Annotated in this window: 16 protein-coding genes and 3 tRNA genes; 7 read left to right on the top strand and 12 right to left on the bottom strand. The window is 48.2% G+C overall.

Annotated features, from left to right (window positions below; translation table 11 throughout):
• Nucleotides 1–6: 6 nt before the first annotated feature.
• The 3 genes from CFF01_RS06795 (at nucleotide 7) to fabV (ending at nucleotide 3,087) form a co-directional block, all read left to right on the top strand.
• Nucleotides 7–1,020: a peptide ABC transporter ATP-binding protein gene (locus CFF01_RS06795; RefSeq protein WP_088904301.1), complete on the top strand. Its 1,014-nt coding sequence runs from the start codon at nucleotides 7–9 to the stop codon at nucleotides 1,018–1,020.
• Nucleotides 995–1,780 (top strand): peptide ABC transporter ATP-binding protein, encoded by a 786-nt coding sequence (locus tag CFF01_RS06790; RefSeq protein ID WP_088904300.1) that lies wholly within the window; start codon nucleotides 995–997, stop codon nucleotides 1,778–1,780. The genes CFF01_RS06795 and CFF01_RS06790 overlap by 26 nt, the downstream gene beginning before the upstream one ends.
• Nucleotides 1,781–1,884: 104 nt before the next feature.
• Nucleotides 1,885–3,087 carry an enoyl-ACP reductase FabV gene (gene fabV / locus CFF01_RS06785; protein ID WP_033537668.1) on the top strand — a complete coding sequence of 401 codons (1,203 nt, stop codon included), beginning with the start codon at nucleotides 1,885–1,887 and terminating at the stop codon, nucleotides 3,085–3,087.
• A gap of 309 nt (nucleotides 3,088–3,396) precedes the next feature.
• Here fabV and ppiD read toward each other — a convergent pair whose 3' ends face one another.
• The 9 genes from ppiD to CFF01_RS06740 form a co-directional block, all read right to left on the bottom strand.
• A complete protein-coding gene (gene ppiD, locus CFF01_RS06780) occupies nucleotides 3,397–5,262 on the bottom strand; it encodes a peptidylprolyl isomerase (RefSeq protein ID WP_088904299.1) in 1,866 nt (621 codons plus the stop codon).
• Between the two features lie 227 nt (nucleotides 5,263–5,489).
• On the bottom strand, nucleotides 5,490–5,762 hold the full coding sequence (locus CFF01_RS06775; RefSeq protein ID WP_011866302.1) for an HU family DNA-binding protein: 273 nt from the start codon (nucleotides 5,760–5,762) through the stop codon (nucleotides 5,490–5,492).
• 259 nt (nucleotides 5,763–6,021) lie between these two features.
• On the bottom strand, nucleotides 6,022–8,379 hold the full coding sequence (gene lon, locus CFF01_RS06770) for an endopeptidase La (RefSeq protein WP_033537666.1): 2,358 nt from the start codon (nucleotides 8,377–8,379) through the stop codon (nucleotides 6,022–6,024).
• 126 nt (nucleotides 8,380–8,505) lie between these two features.
• Nucleotides 8,506–9,786, bottom strand: a complete 1,281-nt coding sequence (gene clpX, locus CFF01_RS06765; protein WP_033537665.1) for an ATP-dependent protease ATP-binding subunit ClpX — start codon at nucleotides 9,784–9,786, stop codon at nucleotides 8,506–8,508.
• An 84-nt stretch (nucleotides 9,787–9,870) separates the two neighbouring features.
• Nucleotides 9,871–10,482, bottom strand: a complete 612-nt coding sequence (gene clpP, locus CFF01_RS06760) for an ATP-dependent Clp endopeptidase proteolytic subunit ClpP (RefSeq protein WP_033537664.1) — start codon at nucleotides 10,480–10,482, stop codon at nucleotides 9,871–9,873.
• Between the two features lie 89 nt (nucleotides 10,483–10,571).
• Nucleotides 10,572–11,876 (bottom strand): trigger factor, encoded by a 1,305-nt coding sequence (gene tig, locus CFF01_RS06755; protein WP_088904298.1) that lies wholly within the window; start codon nucleotides 11,874–11,876, stop codon nucleotides 10,572–10,574.
• 252 nt (nucleotides 11,877–12,128) lie between these two features.
• Nucleotides 12,129–12,204: transfer RNA gene (locus CFF01_RS06750), tRNA-His, on the bottom strand.
• 8 nt (nucleotides 12,205–12,212) lie between these two features.
• Nucleotides 12,213–12,289: transfer RNA gene (locus CFF01_RS06745), tRNA-Arg, on the bottom strand.
• 64 nt (nucleotides 12,290–12,353) lie between these two features.
• Nucleotides 12,354–12,430, bottom strand: a tRNA-Pro gene (locus CFF01_RS06740).
• Between the two features lie 347 nt (nucleotides 12,431–12,777).
• Between CFF01_RS06740 and folD the strand changes: the two genes are divergently transcribed.
• Nucleotides 12,778–13,632, top strand: coding sequence for a bifunctional methylenetetrahydrofolate dehydrogenase/methenyltetrahydrofolate cyclohydrolase FolD (gene folD, locus CFF01_RS06735; RefSeq protein WP_033537662.1), 855 nt, complete (start codon nucleotides 12,778–12,780; stop codon nucleotides 13,630–13,632).
• A gap of 145 nt (nucleotides 13,633–13,777) precedes the next feature.
• Here the strand turns inward: folD and cysS are convergent, their stop codons facing one another.
• Nucleotides 13,778–15,157, bottom strand: coding sequence for a cysteine--tRNA ligase (cysS, locus tag CFF01_RS06730; protein ID WP_088904297.1), 1,380 nt, complete (start codon nucleotides 15,155–15,157; stop codon nucleotides 13,778–13,780).
• A gap of 254 nt (nucleotides 15,158–15,411) precedes the next feature.
• On the opposite strand from cysS, the gene CFF01_RS06725 reads away from it, so the two are divergent.
• Both CFF01_RS06725 and CFF01_RS06720 read left to right on the top strand, forming a co-directional pair.
• Complete coding sequence (locus CFF01_RS06725; protein WP_033537660.1) at nucleotides 15,412–15,906, top strand: peptidylprolyl isomerase; 495 nt, start codon at nucleotides 15,412–15,414, stop codon at nucleotides 15,904–15,906.
• An 18-nt stretch (nucleotides 15,907–15,924) separates the two neighbouring features.
• A complete protein-coding gene (locus tag CFF01_RS06720; RefSeq protein WP_088904296.1) occupies nucleotides 15,925–16,647 on the top strand; it encodes a UDP-2,3-diacylglucosamine diphosphatase in 723 nt (240 codons plus the stop codon).
• Between the two features lie 33 nt (nucleotides 16,648–16,680).
• Here CFF01_RS06720 and miaE read toward each other — a convergent pair whose 3' ends face one another.
• A complete protein-coding gene (gene miaE / locus CFF01_RS06715) occupies nucleotides 16,681–17,445 on the bottom strand; it encodes a tRNA isopentenyl-2-thiomethyl-A-37 hydroxylase MiaE (RefSeq protein WP_088904295.1) in 765 nt (254 codons plus the stop codon).
• A 253-nt stretch (nucleotides 17,446–17,698) separates the two neighbouring features.
• Here miaE and CFF01_RS06710 point away from each other — a divergent pair, with 253 nt between their 5' ends.
• Nucleotides 17,699–18,295, top strand: coding sequence for a Yip1 family protein (locus CFF01_RS06710; RefSeq protein WP_088904294.1), 597 nt, complete (start codon nucleotides 17,699–17,701; stop codon nucleotides 18,293–18,295).
• A 120-nt stretch (nucleotides 18,296–18,415) separates the two neighbouring features.
• Here the strand turns inward: CFF01_RS06710 and glnS are convergent, their stop codons facing one another.
• On the bottom strand, nucleotides 18,416–20,086 hold the full coding sequence (glnS, locus tag CFF01_RS06705; RefSeq protein WP_088904293.1) for a glutamine--tRNA ligase: 1,671 nt from the start codon (nucleotides 20,084–20,086) through the stop codon (nucleotides 18,416–18,418).
• Between the last annotated feature and the right edge of the window lie 131 nt (nucleotides 20,087–20,217).

The following is a 20,217-nucleotide window of genomic DNA, read 5'->3' as shown; positions in this document are numbered from 1 at the left end:
AAACCTATGCCACTACTGGACATTAGAAACCTCACCATAGAACTGGATACGCCCCATGGCCGAGTAAAGGCGCTGGAGCGGGTGAGTCTGACCCTTAATCCAGGAGAAGTGCATGGCTTGGTGGGAGAATCAGGCTCGGGCCGTACACTGCTTGCCAAAGCCATCTTGGGCATTCCAGGTCACAACTGGACCATACAAGCCGACCGCATGATGTGGGATGGCCAAAACCTGATGGATATGTCACCCAGCGAGCGCCGCGCGCTCATGGGCAGCGAAATGGCAATGATCTTTCAAGACCCTATCAGTAGCCTGGATCCGGCCATCGCAGTCGGCACTCAGATCATTGAGGCGATGCCGGAAAACAAAGATCTCCCTTGGTGGAAACGTGGCAGTGACAAACGTAAAAAAGCACAGCAATGGTTACACAAGGTAGGCATCAAAGAGACACAGAAGATCATGTCCAGCTATGCCTGGGAGTTATCAGACGGCGAATGCCAGAAGGTGATGATTGCCATCGCCGTGGCCAACCAACCCAGATTGTTGATCGCCGATGAGCCAACCAACTCGATGGAAGTGCGCACCCAGGCGCAAATATTTCGTCTGTTGAGTAAGCTAAACCAGCTGCAAAACGTCTCTATCCTATTAATTAGTCACGAGTTAGAAACCTTATCCCAATGGAGCGACCGCCTAACTGTAATGTATAGCGGTCAGGTGATGGAGTCGGGAGCGACAAGCGATGTGATCGCCAATCCCTATCACCCCTACACTAAGGCGCTATTGGACAATATTCCTGACTATTCAAATCCTGAACATCACAAGACCATGATGCAGACACTACCTGGCTCCGCGCCTGCGCTGCAACATCTTCCAATAGGTTGCCGACTCGGTCCGCGTTGTCCCCAGGCACAGAAACTATGTGTCAATCAGCCTAGCCTGTGTCATCAGAAAGACCGTTATTTTGCCTGTCATTTTCCTTATCACAATGAGCCATGCCATGAAGAGCCCCTTACTAAAAGTTGATCGACTGAGTAAAACCTTTTTCGCCGGCTATAAAGGCTTTAAGCGTCAGTATCATCACGCGCTCGAACCTATCTCTTTCGAGCTCAATCGTGGCGAGACCCTGGCGATTGTTGGTGAAACCGGCTCAGGCAAGAGTACCTTGGCGCGCATTTTGGTCGGCGCGGAGCAACGCACAGATGGTGAAATTTTATTTGAGGGCGAAGCATTAGAAAGCCGTAACCTCAAACAACGCTGCCGCCTAATCCGCATGATCTTCCAAGACCCAAACACCTCACTCAACCCGCGTCTTACTGTAGGTGAGCTCTTGGATGAACCTCTCAGGTTTAATACGGATCTGGACAAACAAGCGCGTTTTGCCCAAGTGGTCGACACCTTAAGAAAGGTCGGTTTACTGCCCGAGCATGCCGACTTTTACCCCCATATGATCTCAGAGGGGATGAAACAACGGGTAGCCGTGGCCAGAGCCTTAATGCTAAACCCCAAAATCATCATAGCCGATGAGGCATTAACGGCATTGGATCTCTCGGTACGCTCACAGATCCTTAACCTGCTACTCAAGCTGCAGCAGGAGATGGGGCTCTCCTATATTTTCGTCTCCCACAACATGAATATCATCCGCCACTTTAGCGACAAGATCATGGTATTGCATCAGGGCAAAATGGTGGAAAAGGCCACGACTGAAAAACTGTTTAGTGCGCCACAACACGAATACACCCAGCGACTGATCCAAGAACAGACGATGTTTTCCTACAAGCGTTAAACTGCTCCAACCACTGGAGCATTAACGTCTTATTACTAAAAAACATGTGCCATTTCTTCTTGGTTTATTTATCCTTATGGCACTTTTTCAAGAGAAGCAGAAACATGATAATCAAACCAAAAACACGTGGCTTTATTTGTACCACCACTCATCCGGTTGGCTGTGAAGCAAATGTACTAGAGCAAATTAACATCACTAAGGCAAAAGGTCCGGTCGCAAACGGCCCCAAAAAAGTATTGGTGATCGGCTCTTCAAGTGGCTATGGTCTATCTTCACGCATCGCAGCGGCCTTCGGCAGCGGCGCAGCAACCCTCGGCGTCTTTTTTGAAAAACCAGGTACCGAAACTAAACCTGGTACGGCTGGCTGGTATAACTCTGCCGCCTTCGACAAGTTTGCAAAGCAAGATGGCCTATACTCGAAAAGCCTAAACTGCGATGCCTTCAGCCATGAAGCTAAGCAAAAGGCAATCGAGCTGATCAAACAAGATCTGGGTCAAGTAGACATGGTGGTTTATTCTCTGGCCTCACCGGTAAGAAAGCTGCCAGACTCCGGAGAGCTGGTACGTTCATCACTCAAGCCCATTGGTGAAACGTACACGGCAACGGCTGTGGACACCAACAAAGACCTTATCATAGAGACAAGTGTCGAGCCGGCTACTGAGCAGGAGATCCAAGACACTATTACCGTCATGGGCGGCCAAGATTGGGAATTGTGGATGAACGCCCTCTCTGAAGCCGGTGTCTTAGCCCCACAATGCAAAACCGTTGCCTACAGCTACATAGGTACAGAGTTGACCTGGCCTATCTACTGGCACGGTGCGCTGGGCAAAGCCAAGATGGATCTAGACCGCGCGGCACACGCACTGAACGATAAGCTGTCAGCCACTGGCGGTAGCGCGAATGTCGCTGTACTAAAAAGCGTGGTAACTCAGGCCAGCTCGGCGATCCCTGTTATGCCTCTCTACATTGCAATGGTGTTTAAGAAGATGCGCGAAGAGGGCCTTCACGAAGGCTGTCAGGAGCAGATCAACCGTATGTTCCACGAGCGCCTCTACCGCGCCGATGGTGCAGCACCAGAGGTCGATGAGGCCAACCGTCTGCGCCTAGATGATTGGGAGCTACGTGAAGATATTCAGCAACATTGCCGCGATCTGTGGCCTAGCGTCACCACCGAAAACCTCAGTGAACTCACCGATTACCGAGAGTACAAAGAGGAGTTCCTTAAGCTGTTTGGTTTCGGCATCGCCTCAGTTGACTATGAAGCCGATGTTAACCCTGAAGTGAATTTTGACGTAGAGCAGCTCTAAACTTTACCTAGCTGTGTGTCATGAAGAAAGCCACGGGTCTATCCGTGGCTTTTTTATATTTGTCTCGCCTGATAATGTTCATCAAAACGCCTCTGCTCGCCTCAATAACCTAATCTCCTTATCGACTACCCAATGCACTGGTTTAATGAGTTATCCACTCTTAGCTGAACTCTGGCACTCTGACACTCTGATTGCACCCTCACACTGTGGTCTTAAAACCCATAGCCAACAAGCCAACTTAGCTCGTTAAATGACAGATAATAAAAAAGCCAGTCACTTGGACTGGCTTTTTAAGGATACCCGATAGCTTTATTCAGCTGGCGAGTAAACCACTTCAGCTTCTGACTTCAGTGCGGCAATAAGCGAGCGGTAATCGTTTTCACTGTACTGCGAATTCAATCTTTGTTTCAACGCTGTCACCAGATTTGCATCGACTTGCTCAGGCTGATTAACCTTGTCTAAAATCACCACGGCATAACCATCAGCCAGTGCAGCAGTATCAACCACTAGGTCACCTGAAGGTTGAGCCATTTCAAATGCCTTACTGACAATCGAAGTATCTATACCTTGCTCACCACGACTTAACTGGGTACGAGTGATCATCTCTTCTGAGATATCGCCGCCTTTAATGGCCGCCATGATCTCTTGAGCTTTATCACGAGCAAGATCGTTCGCCTTATCCTGTTTCAGACGCTCAAGGATGTTTGCTTTAACATCGGCAAACTCCATGGTACCGGCCTCGGTATGTGTTTTAACACGTACCACAACCACATGGTTATTACCCAGCTCAATTACGTCACTGTTCATGCCATCTAGCAATACGGTGTTAGAGAACGCCGCTTTGAGCACATCAGGGGAGTTAAGAGGCTCTGGTGCATTGTCACGAGTGAACACAGGGCTTGTCTTCACCGCAACGCCAACTTCTTTAGCCGCCTCAGATAGGGTATCAGGCACTTCATAGCTCACATCAGACAAGCGCTGCTGCAGCGAATAGTACTCGTTAACCGCTTTATCTTGCTGAAGTTGAGCGATGATCTTATCTTTCACATCCTCATAAGCAGAGGTCGATGCTGGCTGTAGGTCTAACAGCTTAATGATATGGTAACCAAAGCTGGTTTTAACCACATCTGAATACTGACCTTTTTCTAGACCAAACAGCGTCTCATCAAATGGTGCTTCCATCACACCCTGCTCGAACCAATCCAGCTGTCCACCTTGCTCACCGCTAAAGCTGTCGTCTGAATCGCTCTTAGCCAGTTCTGCAAAGTCTTCACCAGCCTTAAGTTTGGCTAATACCGCCTCAGCCTTCGCTTCGGCCGCGTCATCATCATCGCCAAGGCTAATTAAAATATGACCAGCTAAACGCTTCTCTGGCTGCAGATACTGCGCCTTGTTTTCATCGTAGTAAGTCTTAGCTTCTTCATCCGTGACCTGAAAAGACGATTCCAACATATCGGCACTTAGCTCGATATAATCTAACGAAATCGTCTCAGGACGCACAAATTGCATCTGATTTTGCTGATAGTAGGTATTAGCTTCTTCATCGCTAACCGTCACGCCCGCTAACAGGGGCTCAGCATCGACAACCTGATAACGGATATCGCGAGTCTGCCCTTGCAGCTTAGCCAGATACTCGGCCTCGCCAGGTAACACAAACTCAGACCCTACCACAGAAACCACCAACTGACGGCGAGTCATGTCGGCGCGCATCATGTCGCGAAAACTGTTGGCTTGATAACCCAGTTGACGAATAAGTGCCAGGTAACGATCGTTGTCGAATTGACCATCGGTTTGAAACGCAGGTTCGTTCATGATGGCTGTCTTGATCTGCTGATCTGACACCGTCAGTCCCAGTTCGGCAGCAGCTTGATCAACCAGTTTATCGGCGATCAAACGATCTAAAACACTCTGCTTCACGCTAGCCAGGTAACTCTCGTTACTGGCCAATGCATCGTACATCTCACCCAGTTGCTGCTCTAATCGAGCACGCTCGCTTTGATAGGCTTGCTCCAGTGCAGATTTACTGATCTCTTCACCATTAACCGTAGCCGCTGACGGCTCCGAGGATGACCCGAGGTAACTACTTACACCAGTAAATGCAAAGGACAATATCACAAGAACGAGAATGCCTTTAGCAATCACGCCTTGTGAGCCTTCGCGAATCTTTTCTAACATCAGATTTCTCGCTCGTTGCATTGAAAATAAAATGGCGCATCACCTATATGGAGGATGCGCCATTTTTGTAATTTGTAGACCTAGTTTACACAGTGCGTAATGTTAGGCCAACGGCTTGATAATGTGAATTGACATTATCAAAACCCTTACTCGTAAAAAGCACTGTCTAAACAGTGCTTATCAAACTACTCGTAAGGTTTACAAAGGCCACCTTAACTAAGAGCTTCTTAGTTTACAGCGTCTTTAAGTGCTTTACCGGCCTTGAATGCTGGAATGTTTGCTGCTGCAATCTTGATCTCTTTACCCGTCTGTGGGTTGCGACCAGTACGCTCTGCACGCTGACGCACTTCAAAAGTACCAAAACCAACTAGAGAGATTTTATCGCCATCTTTTAAGCCATCAGTCACAGCAGAAATAAAAGAATCTAGAGCACGACCAGCGGCCGCTTTAGAGATATCAGCACCAGAAGCGATTTTCTCGATTAGTTCAGATTTGTTCATGTCATCCCCTTGAATTTAATTTTTGCGCCGCAACCAAATCCTTCTCTAGAGCGGTCTGCGGAGGCTTTTTATAACAAGCTTGAAACTAAAGTTCAAGCCAAATAGGAAAACCTAAGAAATAAAATCGGAATAAGCCTAAAAACCAGCAGCGCCAAGGGCTGCAGCTAGAAAGCTATCCACAGACCTAGGCTACCACAGGTTTAGATTTTAAAAAGCCCCTTTTTGCATTTTTTTTAATGCAAATAGGCATTTTCTTGCGTTAGACCAAATTTTTAACAACTTCAAAGCCTTCGATTGGTCGTTCTAACGCCAACTTAAGAACTTCATCGACCCAACGTACCGGTCTAATCTCAAGATCGGCCACCACATTAGCCGGAATTTCCTCAAGATCTCGCTCGTTTTCTTTAGGGATTAACACCAGCTTAGTACCGCCGCGGTGGGCCGCGAGCAGTTTCTCTTTTAGGCCACCAATGGGCAATACTTCGCCGCGCAAAGTGATCTCGCCGGTCATGGCGACATCGGCACGTACCGGGTTACCCGTGAGGCTTGAAACTAAAGCCGTACACATTGCCGCGCCGGCTGATGGGCCATCCTTAGGCGTCGCCCCTTCTGGCACGTGCACATGGATATCACGCTTCTCGTAGAAGTCTGGGTTAATGCCAAGCTGCTCTGCACGGGCTCGCACCACTGTCATCGCCGCCTGAATCGATTCCTGCATCACATCACCCAGAGAACCGGTATAAGTCAGCTTGCCCTTACCCGGCACAGAGGTGGCTTCGATGGTGAGCAGGTCGCCACCCACTTCAGTCCAGGCAAGACCTGTGACTTGGCCAATCTGGTTGTTCGATTCCGCCTTGCCATAGTCATAGCGCTGAACACCCAGGTAAGACTTGAGATTGTCTTGATTGACGTCCACATGCTTAACCGACTTATCGAGCAGGATTTGCTTCACCACCTTGCGGCAGATCTTAGACAGCTCACGCTCAAGTGCACGCACACCGGCTTCACGGGTGTAATAACGAATAATACCTATGATGGCACTCTCATCAACAGTCACCTCATTGGCTTTCAGGCCATTGCGCTCAATCTGCTTTGGCAGCAGGTGTTGTTTGGCAATGTTAAGCTTCTCATCTTCGGTGTAACCCGACAGACGAATCACTTCCATACGGTCAAGCAATGGACCAGGAATATTCATCGAGTTAGAAGTGGCGACAAACATCACATCAGAGAGATCGTAGTCCACCTCAAGGTAGTGATCGCTAAAGGTCGCGTTCTGCTCAGGATCTAACACCTCAAGCAGCGCTGACGCTGGATCACCACGCATATCACTGCTCATCTTGTCTATCTCATCGAGCAGGAACAGCGGGTTCTTGACACCCACCTTAGACATCTTCTGAATCACCTTACCTGGCATTGAGCCGATATAGGTACGACGGTGACCACGGATCTCCGCTTCATCACGCACGCCGCCGAGCGCAACACGGACGTACTTACGGCCCGTTGCCTTAGCGATAGATTGACCCAGAGAGGTTTTACCTACGCCTGGTGGACCCACAAGGCATAAGATAGGCCCTTTAAGCTGCTTAACACGGCTCTGCACTGCAAGATATTCTAAGATGCGCTCTTTGACTTTCTCCAGACCATAATGGTCTGTATCCAGAACATCTTGAGCTTTTGCCAGATCACGCTTGATCTTAGAGCGCTGCTTCCAAGGCACAGAGATCATCCAGTCCACATAACTGCGAACCACGGTAGCTTCAGCTGACATGGGTGACATCATCTTCAGCTTATTCAGCTCAGCGGTGGCCTTCTCTTTGGCCTCGCTCGGCATACCCGCTTCTTCAATCTTACGTGTCAAGGTCTCGAACTCGTCATGAGACTCGTCGATATCACCAAGCTCTTTCTGAATCGCCTTCATCTGCTCATTCAGATAGTACTCGCGCTGGCTCTTCTCCATCTGCTTCTTGACGCGAGAGCGAATGCGCTTCTCCACCTGCAGCAGATCGATTTCAGATTCCATCATGGCCATCAGATATTCGAGGCGCTCAGAGACGTTGACCATCTCAAGCACAGCCTGTTTATCTTCCAGCTTGAGCGGCATATGTGCCGCCATGGTATCAGCTAAACGTGCAGCTTCATCGATACCCGACAGCGAGGTCAATACCTCAGGCGGGATCTTCTTGTTCAGCTTAATATAACCTTCGAACTGGCCGATGGCCGAGCGCACCAGTACTTCCTCTTCCTTGTCGGCAAGCTCTTCCGATTCAAGATATTGCGCCGTGGCAATAAAATACTCGGTTTCTTGAGTGTACTTGTCGATGCGCGCACGTTGGCCGCCTTCTACCAGCACCTTCACCGTGCCATCAGGCAGTTTCAGCAGTTGCAGGATAGAGGCGACGGTACCGACGTCAAAAATATCATCGCTGGTCGGTTCATCTAATTCAGCATCGCGCTGAGCCACTAATATAATCTGCTTGTCTTGCTCCATCGCCGCTTCCAGGCAGCGGATAGATTTTTCCCGCCCAACAAACAGGGGGATAACCATGTGCGGGTAGACCACCACATCTCTCAATGGCAGTACCGGGAGTTCGATTCGCGCTTCACGCTCTAAGGTCATAGCTCGATTCCGTTTGGTAACAATATTAATCAGTATATTGGGGTGTTTTAGTGGGTTTCAATGGCAAAAATAAAAAAAGGAGTCCAGTGGACTCCTTAATGATAGCTTAGCTGAGTGTTAGCCGAATTATTGTTCAGCAACGGCAGCTTGCGACTCGTTGGTTTCGTAAATCAAGATAGGATCTGACTCCCCCTTGACCACGGATTCATCGATAACCACCTTTGCCACATTTTCTGACGAAGGTAAGTCATACATGATATCAAGCAGTATGCCTTCAACGATTGAACGCAGGCCACGAGCACCGGTTTTGCGGTCCATCGCCTTCAAAGCGATCGCCTTAAGGGCATCTTCTCTAAACTCGAGCTCTACCCCTTCCATTTCGAACAAGGCTGCAAACTGCTTAGTCAACGCGTTCTTCGGCTCAGACAGAATCTGAATTAGGGCCGCATCATCTAACTCTGCCAGTGTCGCCAAAACAGGCAGACGACCGATAAACTCAGGGATCAGACCGTATTTGACCAGATCTTCCGGCTCAACCTGCATCAGTACATCGGAAATGGTTGCCTTATCGGCCTCCCCCTTCACCTCGGCGCCAAAGCCAATACCGGTTCCCACATGAGAACGCTGCTCAATCACCTTCTCCAGCCCTGCGAACGCACCGCCACAGATGAACAGAATCTTAGAGGTATCAACCTGCAAGAACTCCTGCTGAGGATGCTTACGTCCGCCTTGAGGTGGCACAGCTGCTACAGTACCTTCAATCAGTTTAAGCAATGCCTGCTGTACACCTTCACCGGACACGTCACGGGTGATAGACGGATTATCTGACTTACGACTGATCTTATCGATCTCATCGATATAGACGATACCGCGCTGTGCCTTCTCGACATCGTAATCACACTTTTGTAATAGCTTCTGAATGATGTTCTCAACATCTTCACCCACGTAACCGGCTTCGGTTAAAGTGGTGGCATCAGCCATAGTAAAAGGCACGTTTAAGAAGCGAGCCAAAGTCTCGGCAAGCAATGTTTTACCACTACCTGTTGGGCCGATCAGCAAGATATTACTCTTACCCAACTCGACACCATCTTTAGGCGTGGAATTCTTTAAACGCTTATAGTGATTATATACAGCAACAGATAAGACTTTCTTAGCCTTCTCCTGACCAATCACATAGTCGTCAAGATGTGCTCTGAGCTCATGTGGCGTAGGTAATCTGTCTTGATCTTGCTTAGGCGATATCTCACGAATCTCTTCACGGATGATATCATTACAAAGCTCTACACACTCGTCACATACATACACAGAAGGGCCGGCGATGAGCTTACGAACCTCATGCTGACTCTTTCCACAAAAAGAGCAGTACAGCAGTTTCCCGCTATCACCGTTGCTTTTGTTGTCGCCCATTAGTTTACCTCTTTTGCAGTTTCACTCACTGCACAATTCATCTCTATAGCCTTTTACTGATCATAGCTCAGCAAGCGACAAATATCAGCTTCGTTTATCGAGCACTGAGTCCACTAAACCATAGGCCTCGGCCTCGGTTGCACTCATAAAGTTATCACGATCGGTATCGCGCTCGATAACCTCCAGCGGCTGGCCAGTATGATCGGCAAGCATCTGATTCAACTTATTCTTGATACCTAAGATCTCTTGCGCATGAATCGCAATGTCAGAGGCTTGGCCTTGGAAACCGCCCAAAGGCTGATGGATCATCACACGCGAGTTAGGTAGACAATGACGCTTACCCTTAGCACCACCGGCTAACAGAAACGCGCCCATGCTGGCAGCCTGGCCAATACAAACTGTGCTGACGTTAGGCTTAATAAACTGCATCGTATCATAAATCGCCATACCTGCCGTCACCGAACCACCCGGAGAATTAATATAAAGATAGATATCTTTATCTGGGCTCTCAGACTCAAGGAACAGTAGCTGAGCAACGATTAGGTTTGCCATATGCTCCTCGACCTGACCGACGAGGAAGATCACTCGCTCTTTTAGCAGACGAGAATAAATATCATATGAACGTTCTCCCTTGGCAGTTTGTTCAACAACCATAGGCACAAGTGCATTCAGTACTGATTCTGGCGCATTTTGCATTATTAACTTCCCTAAATAAAAACGGCTCGCATGAGGAGCCTCATACGAGCCATTATAAATGGCTAACAGCCATTTAAGTCAAGCATAGGTTACGCGCGACCAGTAGCCTTGTTCATAAATTCTTCGAATTGAACTGCTTTCTCTGTCACTTTAGCCGTTTTCAGCAGAGCTTCAACCGCTTGCTCTTCTAGCGCAACGTTGCGCATGTTCTGCATCATCTCTTGGTTGTTATTGTAATATTCAATAACTTCCTTTGGATCTTCGTAGGCAGACGCCATAGAAGCGATCAGTGCTTGTACGCGCTCATCATCCGCTTTCAGCTCGTTAGTTTTGATCACTTCACCAAGTAGCAGACCGACTTTTACGCGGCGCTCAGCTTGCTCTGTGAACAGATCAGCTGGTAGCTCAGGCATGTTAGCGGCTTGGTTACCAAAACGCTGCATTGCTTGTTGACGAAGTACGTTAACTTCACCGTCGATCAGTGCCTTAGGCAGATCGATCTCGTTTTGCTCTAGCAGACCGTTTAGTACTTGATCTTTAACGTTAGCCTTAAGCGCTTGCTCAAGCTCACGGCTCATGTTCTTGCTGATCTCAACTTTAAGGGCTTCTAGGCCACCTTCAGCGACACCGAACAACTTAGCGAACTCGTCGTTAACTTCAGGCAGGTTAGCCGCTTGTACTTCTTTCAAAGTGATAGCGAACTTAGCCACTTTACCCTTCAGGTTTTCTGCGTGGTAATCTTCTGGGAAAGTCACTTCGATATCGAATGTTTCACCCGCTTTATGGCCTTCAACGCCAGACTCGAAGCCTGGAATCATGCGGCCGCTACCCAGTTGTAGTTCGAAATCTTCAGCCTTGCCGCCTTCAAACTCTTCACCGTCGATAGAACCCACGAAATCAATCTTCGCTTTATCACCTTCAGCCGCTTCACGCTCAACCACTTCGAACATTGCGTGTTGCTTACGCAGAGTTTCGATCATCGCATCTACATCAGCATCGGTTACTTCAGCAGTTGGTTGTTCAACTTCAATTGCATCTAGACCTTTTAGTTCTACTTCTGGGTAGATTTCGAAGGTTGCAACAAACTGGAAGTTTTCGGCATCGGTCTCACCAGGAACAAAAGTTGGTGCACCCGCTGGGTTCAATTTTTCTGCGATGATGGCTTCAACGAAATTACGTTGCATCACTTCACCAGTGATCTCTTGACGAATCGCTTTACCGTAACGCTTGTTGATCACGCTTACAGGTACCTTGCCTGGACGGAAACCAGGAATACGTGCACGCTTAGCTTCATTTTTCAAACTATCAGAAACGGCTTTTTCAATCTGCTCAGCTGGAACAGAGATAGTTAGGCGGCGCTCTAAACCTTGTGTTGTTTCTACAGAAACTTGCATTGTTTTACCTCGAAATATGTCAAACGTCTTTTGTAATAGCCGAATCATCAACTATTAAGGTATTCGTTTCTTGATCTAAAAAAACGACTAAAATGCCTTGGTAACTGGGTTTGGCAGTCGTCGCACATAGTTGAAATTTATCAAGACGCGACATTATAGCCACGGTTTTCTGCATAGTCGAGCCTCAAAGCTCGAATTACAGACGTAAAAAAAGCGACCTTAGGTCGCTTTTTTTATTTTCTTCAAAAGAAGTGGGGTGACTGATGGGACTTGAACCCACGACAACCGGAATCACAATCCGGGGCTCTACCAACTGAGCTACAATCACCACTGATTTGGTACGCCCGGCAGGATTCGAACCTGCGGCCATCCGCTTAGAAGGCGGATGCTCTATCCAACTGAGCTACGGGCGCGTCGTTATGAACTTGGTTCATATCCTAACAGGGCAAAATAGCGTATCCACACTATTTAAAAATTTGGTCGGTGATAGAGGATTCGAACCTCTGACCCTCTGGTCCCAAACCAGATGCGCTACCGGGCTGCGCTAATCACCGAAAGTCTAACACTCTCAACACTCACTGGGTGTCGCTGAGAACGGAGCGCATATTATCCCCTCACATGATTAGCGTCAACGATTTTTTTGCAATGACGACGCACATGACTATTTAAACAGCTATCCGAAACTTTATTAAACAATCCGGGCAAATATCTGCGCTAATAACCCGTTTCCACACTTCAGCTTAGCCTTTTTAACAATGTAATGATAATAGGCGCCTTAGCTGGCATTATCCATATATTAGAACTGTCTATTATCGTCCTAAGTCAATGACAGTTTCCGCCCCCCCTGTTAAAATGTCGCCGATTTTTTATTATCGCGCCATATTAAGGAAATCCACCCCCCATGACAGCACAAATAATCGATGGCAAAGCGATTGCTCAATCCATTCGAAAGCAACTAAGTGCCAAAGTAACCGCCCGCAAAGAGGCTGGAAAGCGTGTACCGGGACTAGCCGTTATTTTAGTCGGCGCCGATCCGGCTTCTCAGGTTTATGTCGGCAGCAAGCGCCGCGCCTGTGAAGAAGTTGGCTTCCTATCGCAATCTTTTGACCTGCCAATCGAAACATCTGAGGCCGATCTATTGGCCCTGATCGACAAGTGCAACCAAGATCCTGCGATTGACGGCATCTTGGTGCAACTGCCACTACCTGATCATATCGAAGAGTCGAAGGTGATCGAGCGCATTCAGCCCGATAAAGATGTCGACGGTTTCCATCCTTATAATGTCGGTCGTCTGGCGCAGCGCATTCCTGTGCTGCGCTCATGCACACCTATGGGGATCATGACCTTAATCAAATCAACAGGCGTAGACACCTACGGCCTGGATGCTGTTGTCGTTGGCGCATCGAATATTGTTGGTCGCCCAATGACATTAGAGCTGCTATTGGCCGGCTGCACCACGACGACCTGTCACCGTTTTACCCGTGACCTTGAAGATAAAGTCCGCCGCGCCGATCTGGTCGTGGTTGCTGTGGGTAAACCACACTTTATTCCAGGTGAGTGGATTAAACCCGGTGCCATCGTTATCGATGTCGGGATCAACCGTTTAGAAAACGGCCAACTGGTTGGCGACGTGCAATATGATGTGGCCGCCGAGCACGCTAGTCATATCACACCAGTACCTGGTGGCGTAGGTCCTATGACAATTGCCAGCCTACTGGAAAATACCCTGTTTGCGGCCGAGAACTATCACGACTAAGCGCAGTAAATCTGATTGTGGTCCGGGTGGTAAAACCTCCAGCAATCAACGCCCACAAAAAAGCCTGCACAGTTAATGCAGGCTTTTTTATTAAGTGGTTTTTACAACAAGACAGCTAAAGCAATCTCACTGGCTAACCGATAGCTTATTTTTTACGCCATGTAGTGCCTTCTGGGCCATCTTCTAAGATCACCCCAAGAGCATTCAGACCATCACGGGCCACATCTGCCGCAGGCCAATCTTTTTCAGCGCGGGCACGGTTACGCTCGGCGATTAGGGCTTCAATTTGAGCAACCTCATCGTCACTACCCTGACCTTTAAAGAAGGCATCCACATCTTGATCTAAAATGCCCAGCACATCACCTAGCTGCTTAAGGCTTACACCCAGAGCAGAAGCCGCAGCCAAATCGTCCACTTTAAGGCGGTTGATCTCGCGCGCCATATCAAACAGCACAGAGTAAGCCTCAGGAGTGTTAAAGTCATCGTCCATGGCCGCAGTGAACTTAGCCACATATTCGGTCGCTGGCGCCGCCTCGACGCTAAGATCCAAGCCTTTTAACGCCGTATAGAGTCGCTCAAGCGCCGCCTTAGCCTGCTTAAGGTTATCTTCTGAATAGTTCAATTGACTGCGATAGTGACCCGACAGCAAAAAGTAACGTACAGTCGAGGCATCATAATGCGCAAGCACATCACGAATGGTGAAGAAGTTGTTCAGTGACTTCGACATCTTCTCCTTATCCACCATCACCATGCCGGTGTGCATCCAATAATTCACATAAGGCGTATCATGGGCGCAGCATGACTGTGCTATCTCATTTTCATGGTGCGGGAACTGCAGATCCGAACCGCCGCCGTGGATATCAAAATGCTCACCCAAATGCTTACTGTTCATTGCTGAACATTCGATATGCCAACCAGGGCGACCCGGTCCCCAAGGTGAATCCCATGTTGGCTCACCTGGTTTAGACATCTTCCAAAGCACGAAATCCATAGGATCACGTTTGTTTTCATCGACTTCAACGCGGGCACCCGCCTGCAGCTGATCTAGGTTCTGCCCTGATAGACGACCATACTCAGGGAATGAAGCCACACTGAACAGCACGTCGCCATTGTCGGCAATATAGGCATGATCTCGCTCAATTAGACGTTCAACCATCTCAATGATCTCAGGCATATGCTGAGTCGCACGCGGCTCAAAGTCAGGACGCTTCATGTTGAGCGCATCGAAATCACGATACATCTCTTGGGTTAATCGCTCAGTCAGTGCATCGCAGCTCTCGTTATTCTCTGCGGCGCGCTTAATGATCTTATCGTCGACATCGGTAATGTTACGCTGAAAGTTCACATCGTAACCTTTATACCTCAGGTATCTGACGATCATGTCGAAAGCAACAAACGTACGTCCATGACCAATATGACACAAATCATATATGGTGACCCCGCAGACATACATGCCGACTTTACCTGGCTGTAATGGCTTAAATTCCTCTTTTTGGCGGGTAAGACTGTTGTATAGCTTCAACATCGATTTTCTCTACAAATTATTGACTACAATTGGGTCGCTCAGTCTACCACCTGAAAACAGGGTCTTCCAGCGTGATAGCGTGAATCTAAAGCGTTTTTTGTTACGCCGCACATTCTACAGCTAACAAGAGGTAAATATTCAGGCGCTGGGATCAGGGAAAGATGATAAAAGTCGTGCCATCCCTTTATGCATCATGGTTAATAGGCTAGAATCGGGCGCTATCTGAATAAGTAACCATGATGAGATACAGTCATATGATCACAATGCAAACCAACCACGGTGTTATCAAAATTGAACTTGATGCCGAAAAAGCCCCTGTAACCGCAGCTAACTTCATTAAGTACGCTAAAGACGGTTTCTATGACGGCACCATTTTTCACCGCGTAATCGATGGTTTCATGATCCAAGGCGGCGGATTTACCGAAGATATGTCGCAAAAGCGTTGTAACGAAGCCATTGAAAACGAAGCCAACAATGGTCTATCTAATGTTGTAGGCACCATTGCCATGGCACGTACTTCAGATCCTCACTCGGCCACGGCACAGTTCTTCATCAACATCAACGACAACACCTTCCTCGACTTTAAATCTGAGTCGGTACAAGGCTGGGGTTACTGCGTGTTCGGTAAAGTGGTTGAAGGCATGGATGTGGTTAACCAGATCAAGGCAGTGGCTACGGGCAATCGCGGCATGCATCAAGATGTGCCGCTAGAAGCTGTTGTTATCGAAAGCGTGACCGTTGCTGAGTAAGCACAGGGCAGACAATTCTTGAATTACACCCTGTTTGTGGGCGATCTGCATCTTAGTACCGATCGCCCCGATATTCTCGCCGCATTCAACCGTTTTCTCAGTCAAGACGCCAGCCATTGTGATGCCCTCTATATTCTGGGCGATCTATTTGAGGTCTGGGTGGGAGACGACATTGCAGAGCCTTTCGCTCTCGAGCTAGCCGAGCGTTTAAAAGCCTTCTCGGCGCACACGCCTATCTATTTCGTCCATGGCAATCGCGATTTCTTGCTCGGTAAACGTTATGCAAAGCTCGCTGGAATGACCCTGTTACCCGAAGTCTATTGTATAGACCTTTACGGCATACCCAGTGTTATTCTCCATGGTGACAGCCTATGCACCTTAGATAAAACCTACCAACGATTTCGTCGATTTAGAAATTTCGGCTGGGCCAAGTTTATTTACAATCATCTGCCCAAATCCCAGCGCACAGCCATTGCCAATAAGCTGCGCCATAAGAGTAAGCAGAGTAATCAATTAAAAAGCTACAGCATCATGGATGTCGAGCAGAGTGCGGTCGAGCAGTTAATGCAGCAGACTGACACTAAGCGAATGATCCACGGTCACACCCACAGACCCAACATCCACCAGCTCACCAATAATCGCCAACGCATAGTCGTCGGTGACTGGTATGAACAAGGAAGTGTGCTAAAGGTCAGTGCCGAGCAGCTGGTGCTGCAACGTCTGCCATTCGCTGACAACTAACCTTTGTTGCTCAACCGGTTAAACAGCTAGCGATTAACAAGGCCTGCCAGAGTGAAACTTAAACTCGCTGTCTGGGGCGCTGATAAGCTCCGCCTCAAGGGCAGCAAACTCAGCGACACGCTGCTCAATATTATCAGGTGATATCGCCTGAGCTAACACCAGATAATCTTGATAATGACGGGCTTCAGAGCGTAGCAGCGAGACATAAAACTTGCGCAGCCCTTCGTCAAGATAAGGCGCTAACTTAGCAAAACGCTCACAGGAGCGCGCCTCGATAAAGGCGCCCACGATCAACTTATCCACCAGCGTCGCCGGCTCATGGGTGCGCACCGCACGCATCATACCTTTAGCATAGCGACCGGCGGTAAGGTTTTGATAAGGAATGCCTCTAGCCTGCATGATCTCAAGCACCTGCTCAAAATGATGAAACTCCTCTTTAATCAGGCGTACCATCTTGGCAATGAGATCCGCGCCGTAGGCGACACCGGCCTTTGGCTTAAGCTCACCAAGTAATTCATTCTTCTTAACGTCGCGAGCAAGAAAAACATCGATATCTCGCTGTTTGTTATAGACAAAGTCTTCATAGGGTTTAGCCCACTGCAGCAACTGCTCACCGCTATCTTTATCTACCGCATATTTGCGAATAAGAAACATCGCGGTCTGCGCCGCCTTTAGCTCGCAATTACAGTGATCAATTAATAACGCCGACAACTGCTCCGGTCGGCTGGCGACGGCGATCCACTCATCCGGGGTTTCACATTGTAAAAACTGCTTGATCGGCGCTAATAAAGCTTGCATTACACACTCTGAAGGTTAACAAACAAACGGCGCCTATTTTACTCATAAAATCAATCCTTGGGCACGCCTATCTGCCTAACAGATGAAAGTTAGCTTGACTAGTCTAAGTTTATGTTCAATAAATAAACTATGTCAGCCACATTGAAGCGGCTGTTTGGGAGCCTAAGGTCTATTGGTAGCAGACCGACAGGCATTTAGGGTTCGTCTGAAGTTTGGCGAGCACAGTAATGAAAGCTGAACAAGGATAACTATAATGATATTGAATCACTTAATGGGGTTATACACTCATCCAAAAGAAGAGTGGCACACAATTGAACAAAATCACGAAGCGCTCAAAAGCAGTCTCAGTCATGTCCTGTTAATTGCCCTTATACCAGCGATTTGCACCTATGTTGCATCGACAATGATAGGCTGGAATCTCGGGGTATCCGATCCACTCTTCCTCACCAAGCAAAGCGCCTTGATGATGTCAGTCAGTATGTATTTCGGTCTAATCGCCGGGGTATTTGCCTTAGCCTACCTGGCCTTTTGGATGGCAAAGACCTTTGATGCACACCCAACCTATACCCAAGCCATTGAGCTAGCCGCCTATACAGCTACTCCGCTATTTATGGTGGGTCTGGCTGCACTCTACCCCGCTCTGTGGTTTGTGATGATTGTTGGGTTAGTTGGCCTAAGTTACTCTGTCTATCTGCTCTACACGGGCGTTCCCATCATCATGAACATCCCTGAAGAGAAAGGCTTTATCTACGCCAGCTCGGTCGTTACTGCCGGTTTAGTATTGCTGGTTGCCTTAATGGCCTCGAGTGTGATCCTTTGGAGCTACGGATTAGGTCCTATATATCAATAGCAACGATAGGCTAACGCTAAATACAAAAAAGGCTTTAGGGTGATCCTAAAGCCTTTTTTAATATCGAGTGGGTGCTAAGTTAACATCAAGCTAGCACCCAACTAAAACTGAGCCTAAGACTTAGTTAGAAGAGTCTCGCAGCGCAACGGTCAGGTTAAAGACCAGATGCTCAGGTGATGAGTCTTTATTGTCGGCGCAGAAGTAGCCTTCTCGCTCGAACTGGTATGCCTTTTCGGCTTCAGCATTCACCAAACCAGGCTCTACAAAGCCGTGTCTAACCACAAGAGATTCAGGGTTAAGCACTTCATCAACCGTCTCGGCCGCAGCTGGATTTGCCTGATTAAACAGTCGGTCATACAGACGGAACTCAGCAGGAACACAGCTAGAAGCCTCAACCCAATGGATCACCCCTTTCACCTTGCGACCATCAGCCGGGTTCTTACCTAGGGTTTGATCATCATAGGTACAATAGATGGTGGTCACATTGCCCGCTTCATCTTTGTCGCAACGCTCAGCCTTAATCACGTAGGCATTACGCAGACGCACTTCCTTGCCCTGAATAAGACGCTTGTACTTCTTGTTGGCCTCTTCACGGAAATCGTCGGCATCGATATAAAGCTCACGGCCAAAGACCAGCTCACGTTGCCCCATAGTCTCTATGGTTGGGTGCGCTGGTGCCGATAGCTTTTCAACCTGGCCTTCAGGATAGTTTTCGATGATCACCTTTACCGGATTGATCACAGCCATGGCGCGCGGCGCGTGCTCGTTAAGCTCCTCACGGATACACGCATCTAGCATACCCACTTCGACCATGTTGTCTTGCTTGGTCACGCCGATACGACGACAAAACTCGCGAATAGACGCTGGCGTATAACCACGGCGGCGTAGACCTGCAATGGTCGGCATACGCGGGTCGTCCCAACCTGACACTAAACCGCGAACCACAAGATCGTTAAGCTTACGCTTAGACATCAGGGTGTATTCCAGATTCAGGCGCGAAAACTCATACTGACGAGTGCGGTTTGGCGCCTGGAAATCATCCAGGTTATCCAATACCCAGTCATACAGACGACGGTTATCTTGGAACTCCAGAGTACAGAGCGAATGGGTAATACTTTCAATCGCGTCAGAGATGCAGTGAGTGAAATCGTACATAGGGTAGATACACCACTTGTCACCTGTCTGATGATGGTGAGCAAAACGGATACGATAGATCACAGGATCGCGCATGCACATAAAAGGCGATGCCATATCGATTTTGGCTCGCAGGGCGCACTCACCCTCTTTAAATTCGCCCTTGCGCATCTTCTCAAACAGCTCAAGGTTTTCTTCCACCGAGGTGTCACGATAAGGGCTGTTCTTACCCGGCTCTTTTAAGGTACCGCGATATTCACGGGTCTGCTCACCATTAAGGAAGCATACATAAGCCAAGCCCTTATTGATCAACTCAACCGCGTACTGATGTAACTGATCAAAGTAGTTTGACGAGTAACGGATTTCACCATCCCACTGGAAACCTAACCACTTGACGTCGGCCTGAATAGAGTTAACGTAATCGATATCCTCTTTCTCAGGGTTGGTATCATCAAAACGTAAGTTACATAGCCCCTTATAGTCCTTAGCTAAACCGAAATTCAAGCAGATCGACTTAGCATGACCAATATGAAGATAACCGTTTGGTTCAGGCGGAAAACGCGTGTGTACACTCGTGTGCTTACCGCTTTCTAAATCTTCATCTATGATGTTACGAATGAAGTTACTAGGACGTACTTCGGTGTCCACATGACTCATGGAAATCCTCTTTGCGAACTCTAATCATCGGCCGCACAATCGCCGCTCGACATTAATTGGGGAAAACCTGCATATTCCTACAGATCTCGCTTCGTTACAACGGCCAAATAGCAAAAACTGACATCATTTAG

It is taken from the genome of Shewanella marisflavi (assembly GCF_002215585.1).
In the GTDB taxonomy this organism is placed as follows: domain Bacteria; phylum Pseudomonadota; class Gammaproteobacteria; order Enterobacterales; family Shewanellaceae; genus Shewanella; species Shewanella marisflavi.
Note: the sequence above shows the minus strand (reverse complement) of the source record. Positions and strands in the feature narration are given on the sequence as shown.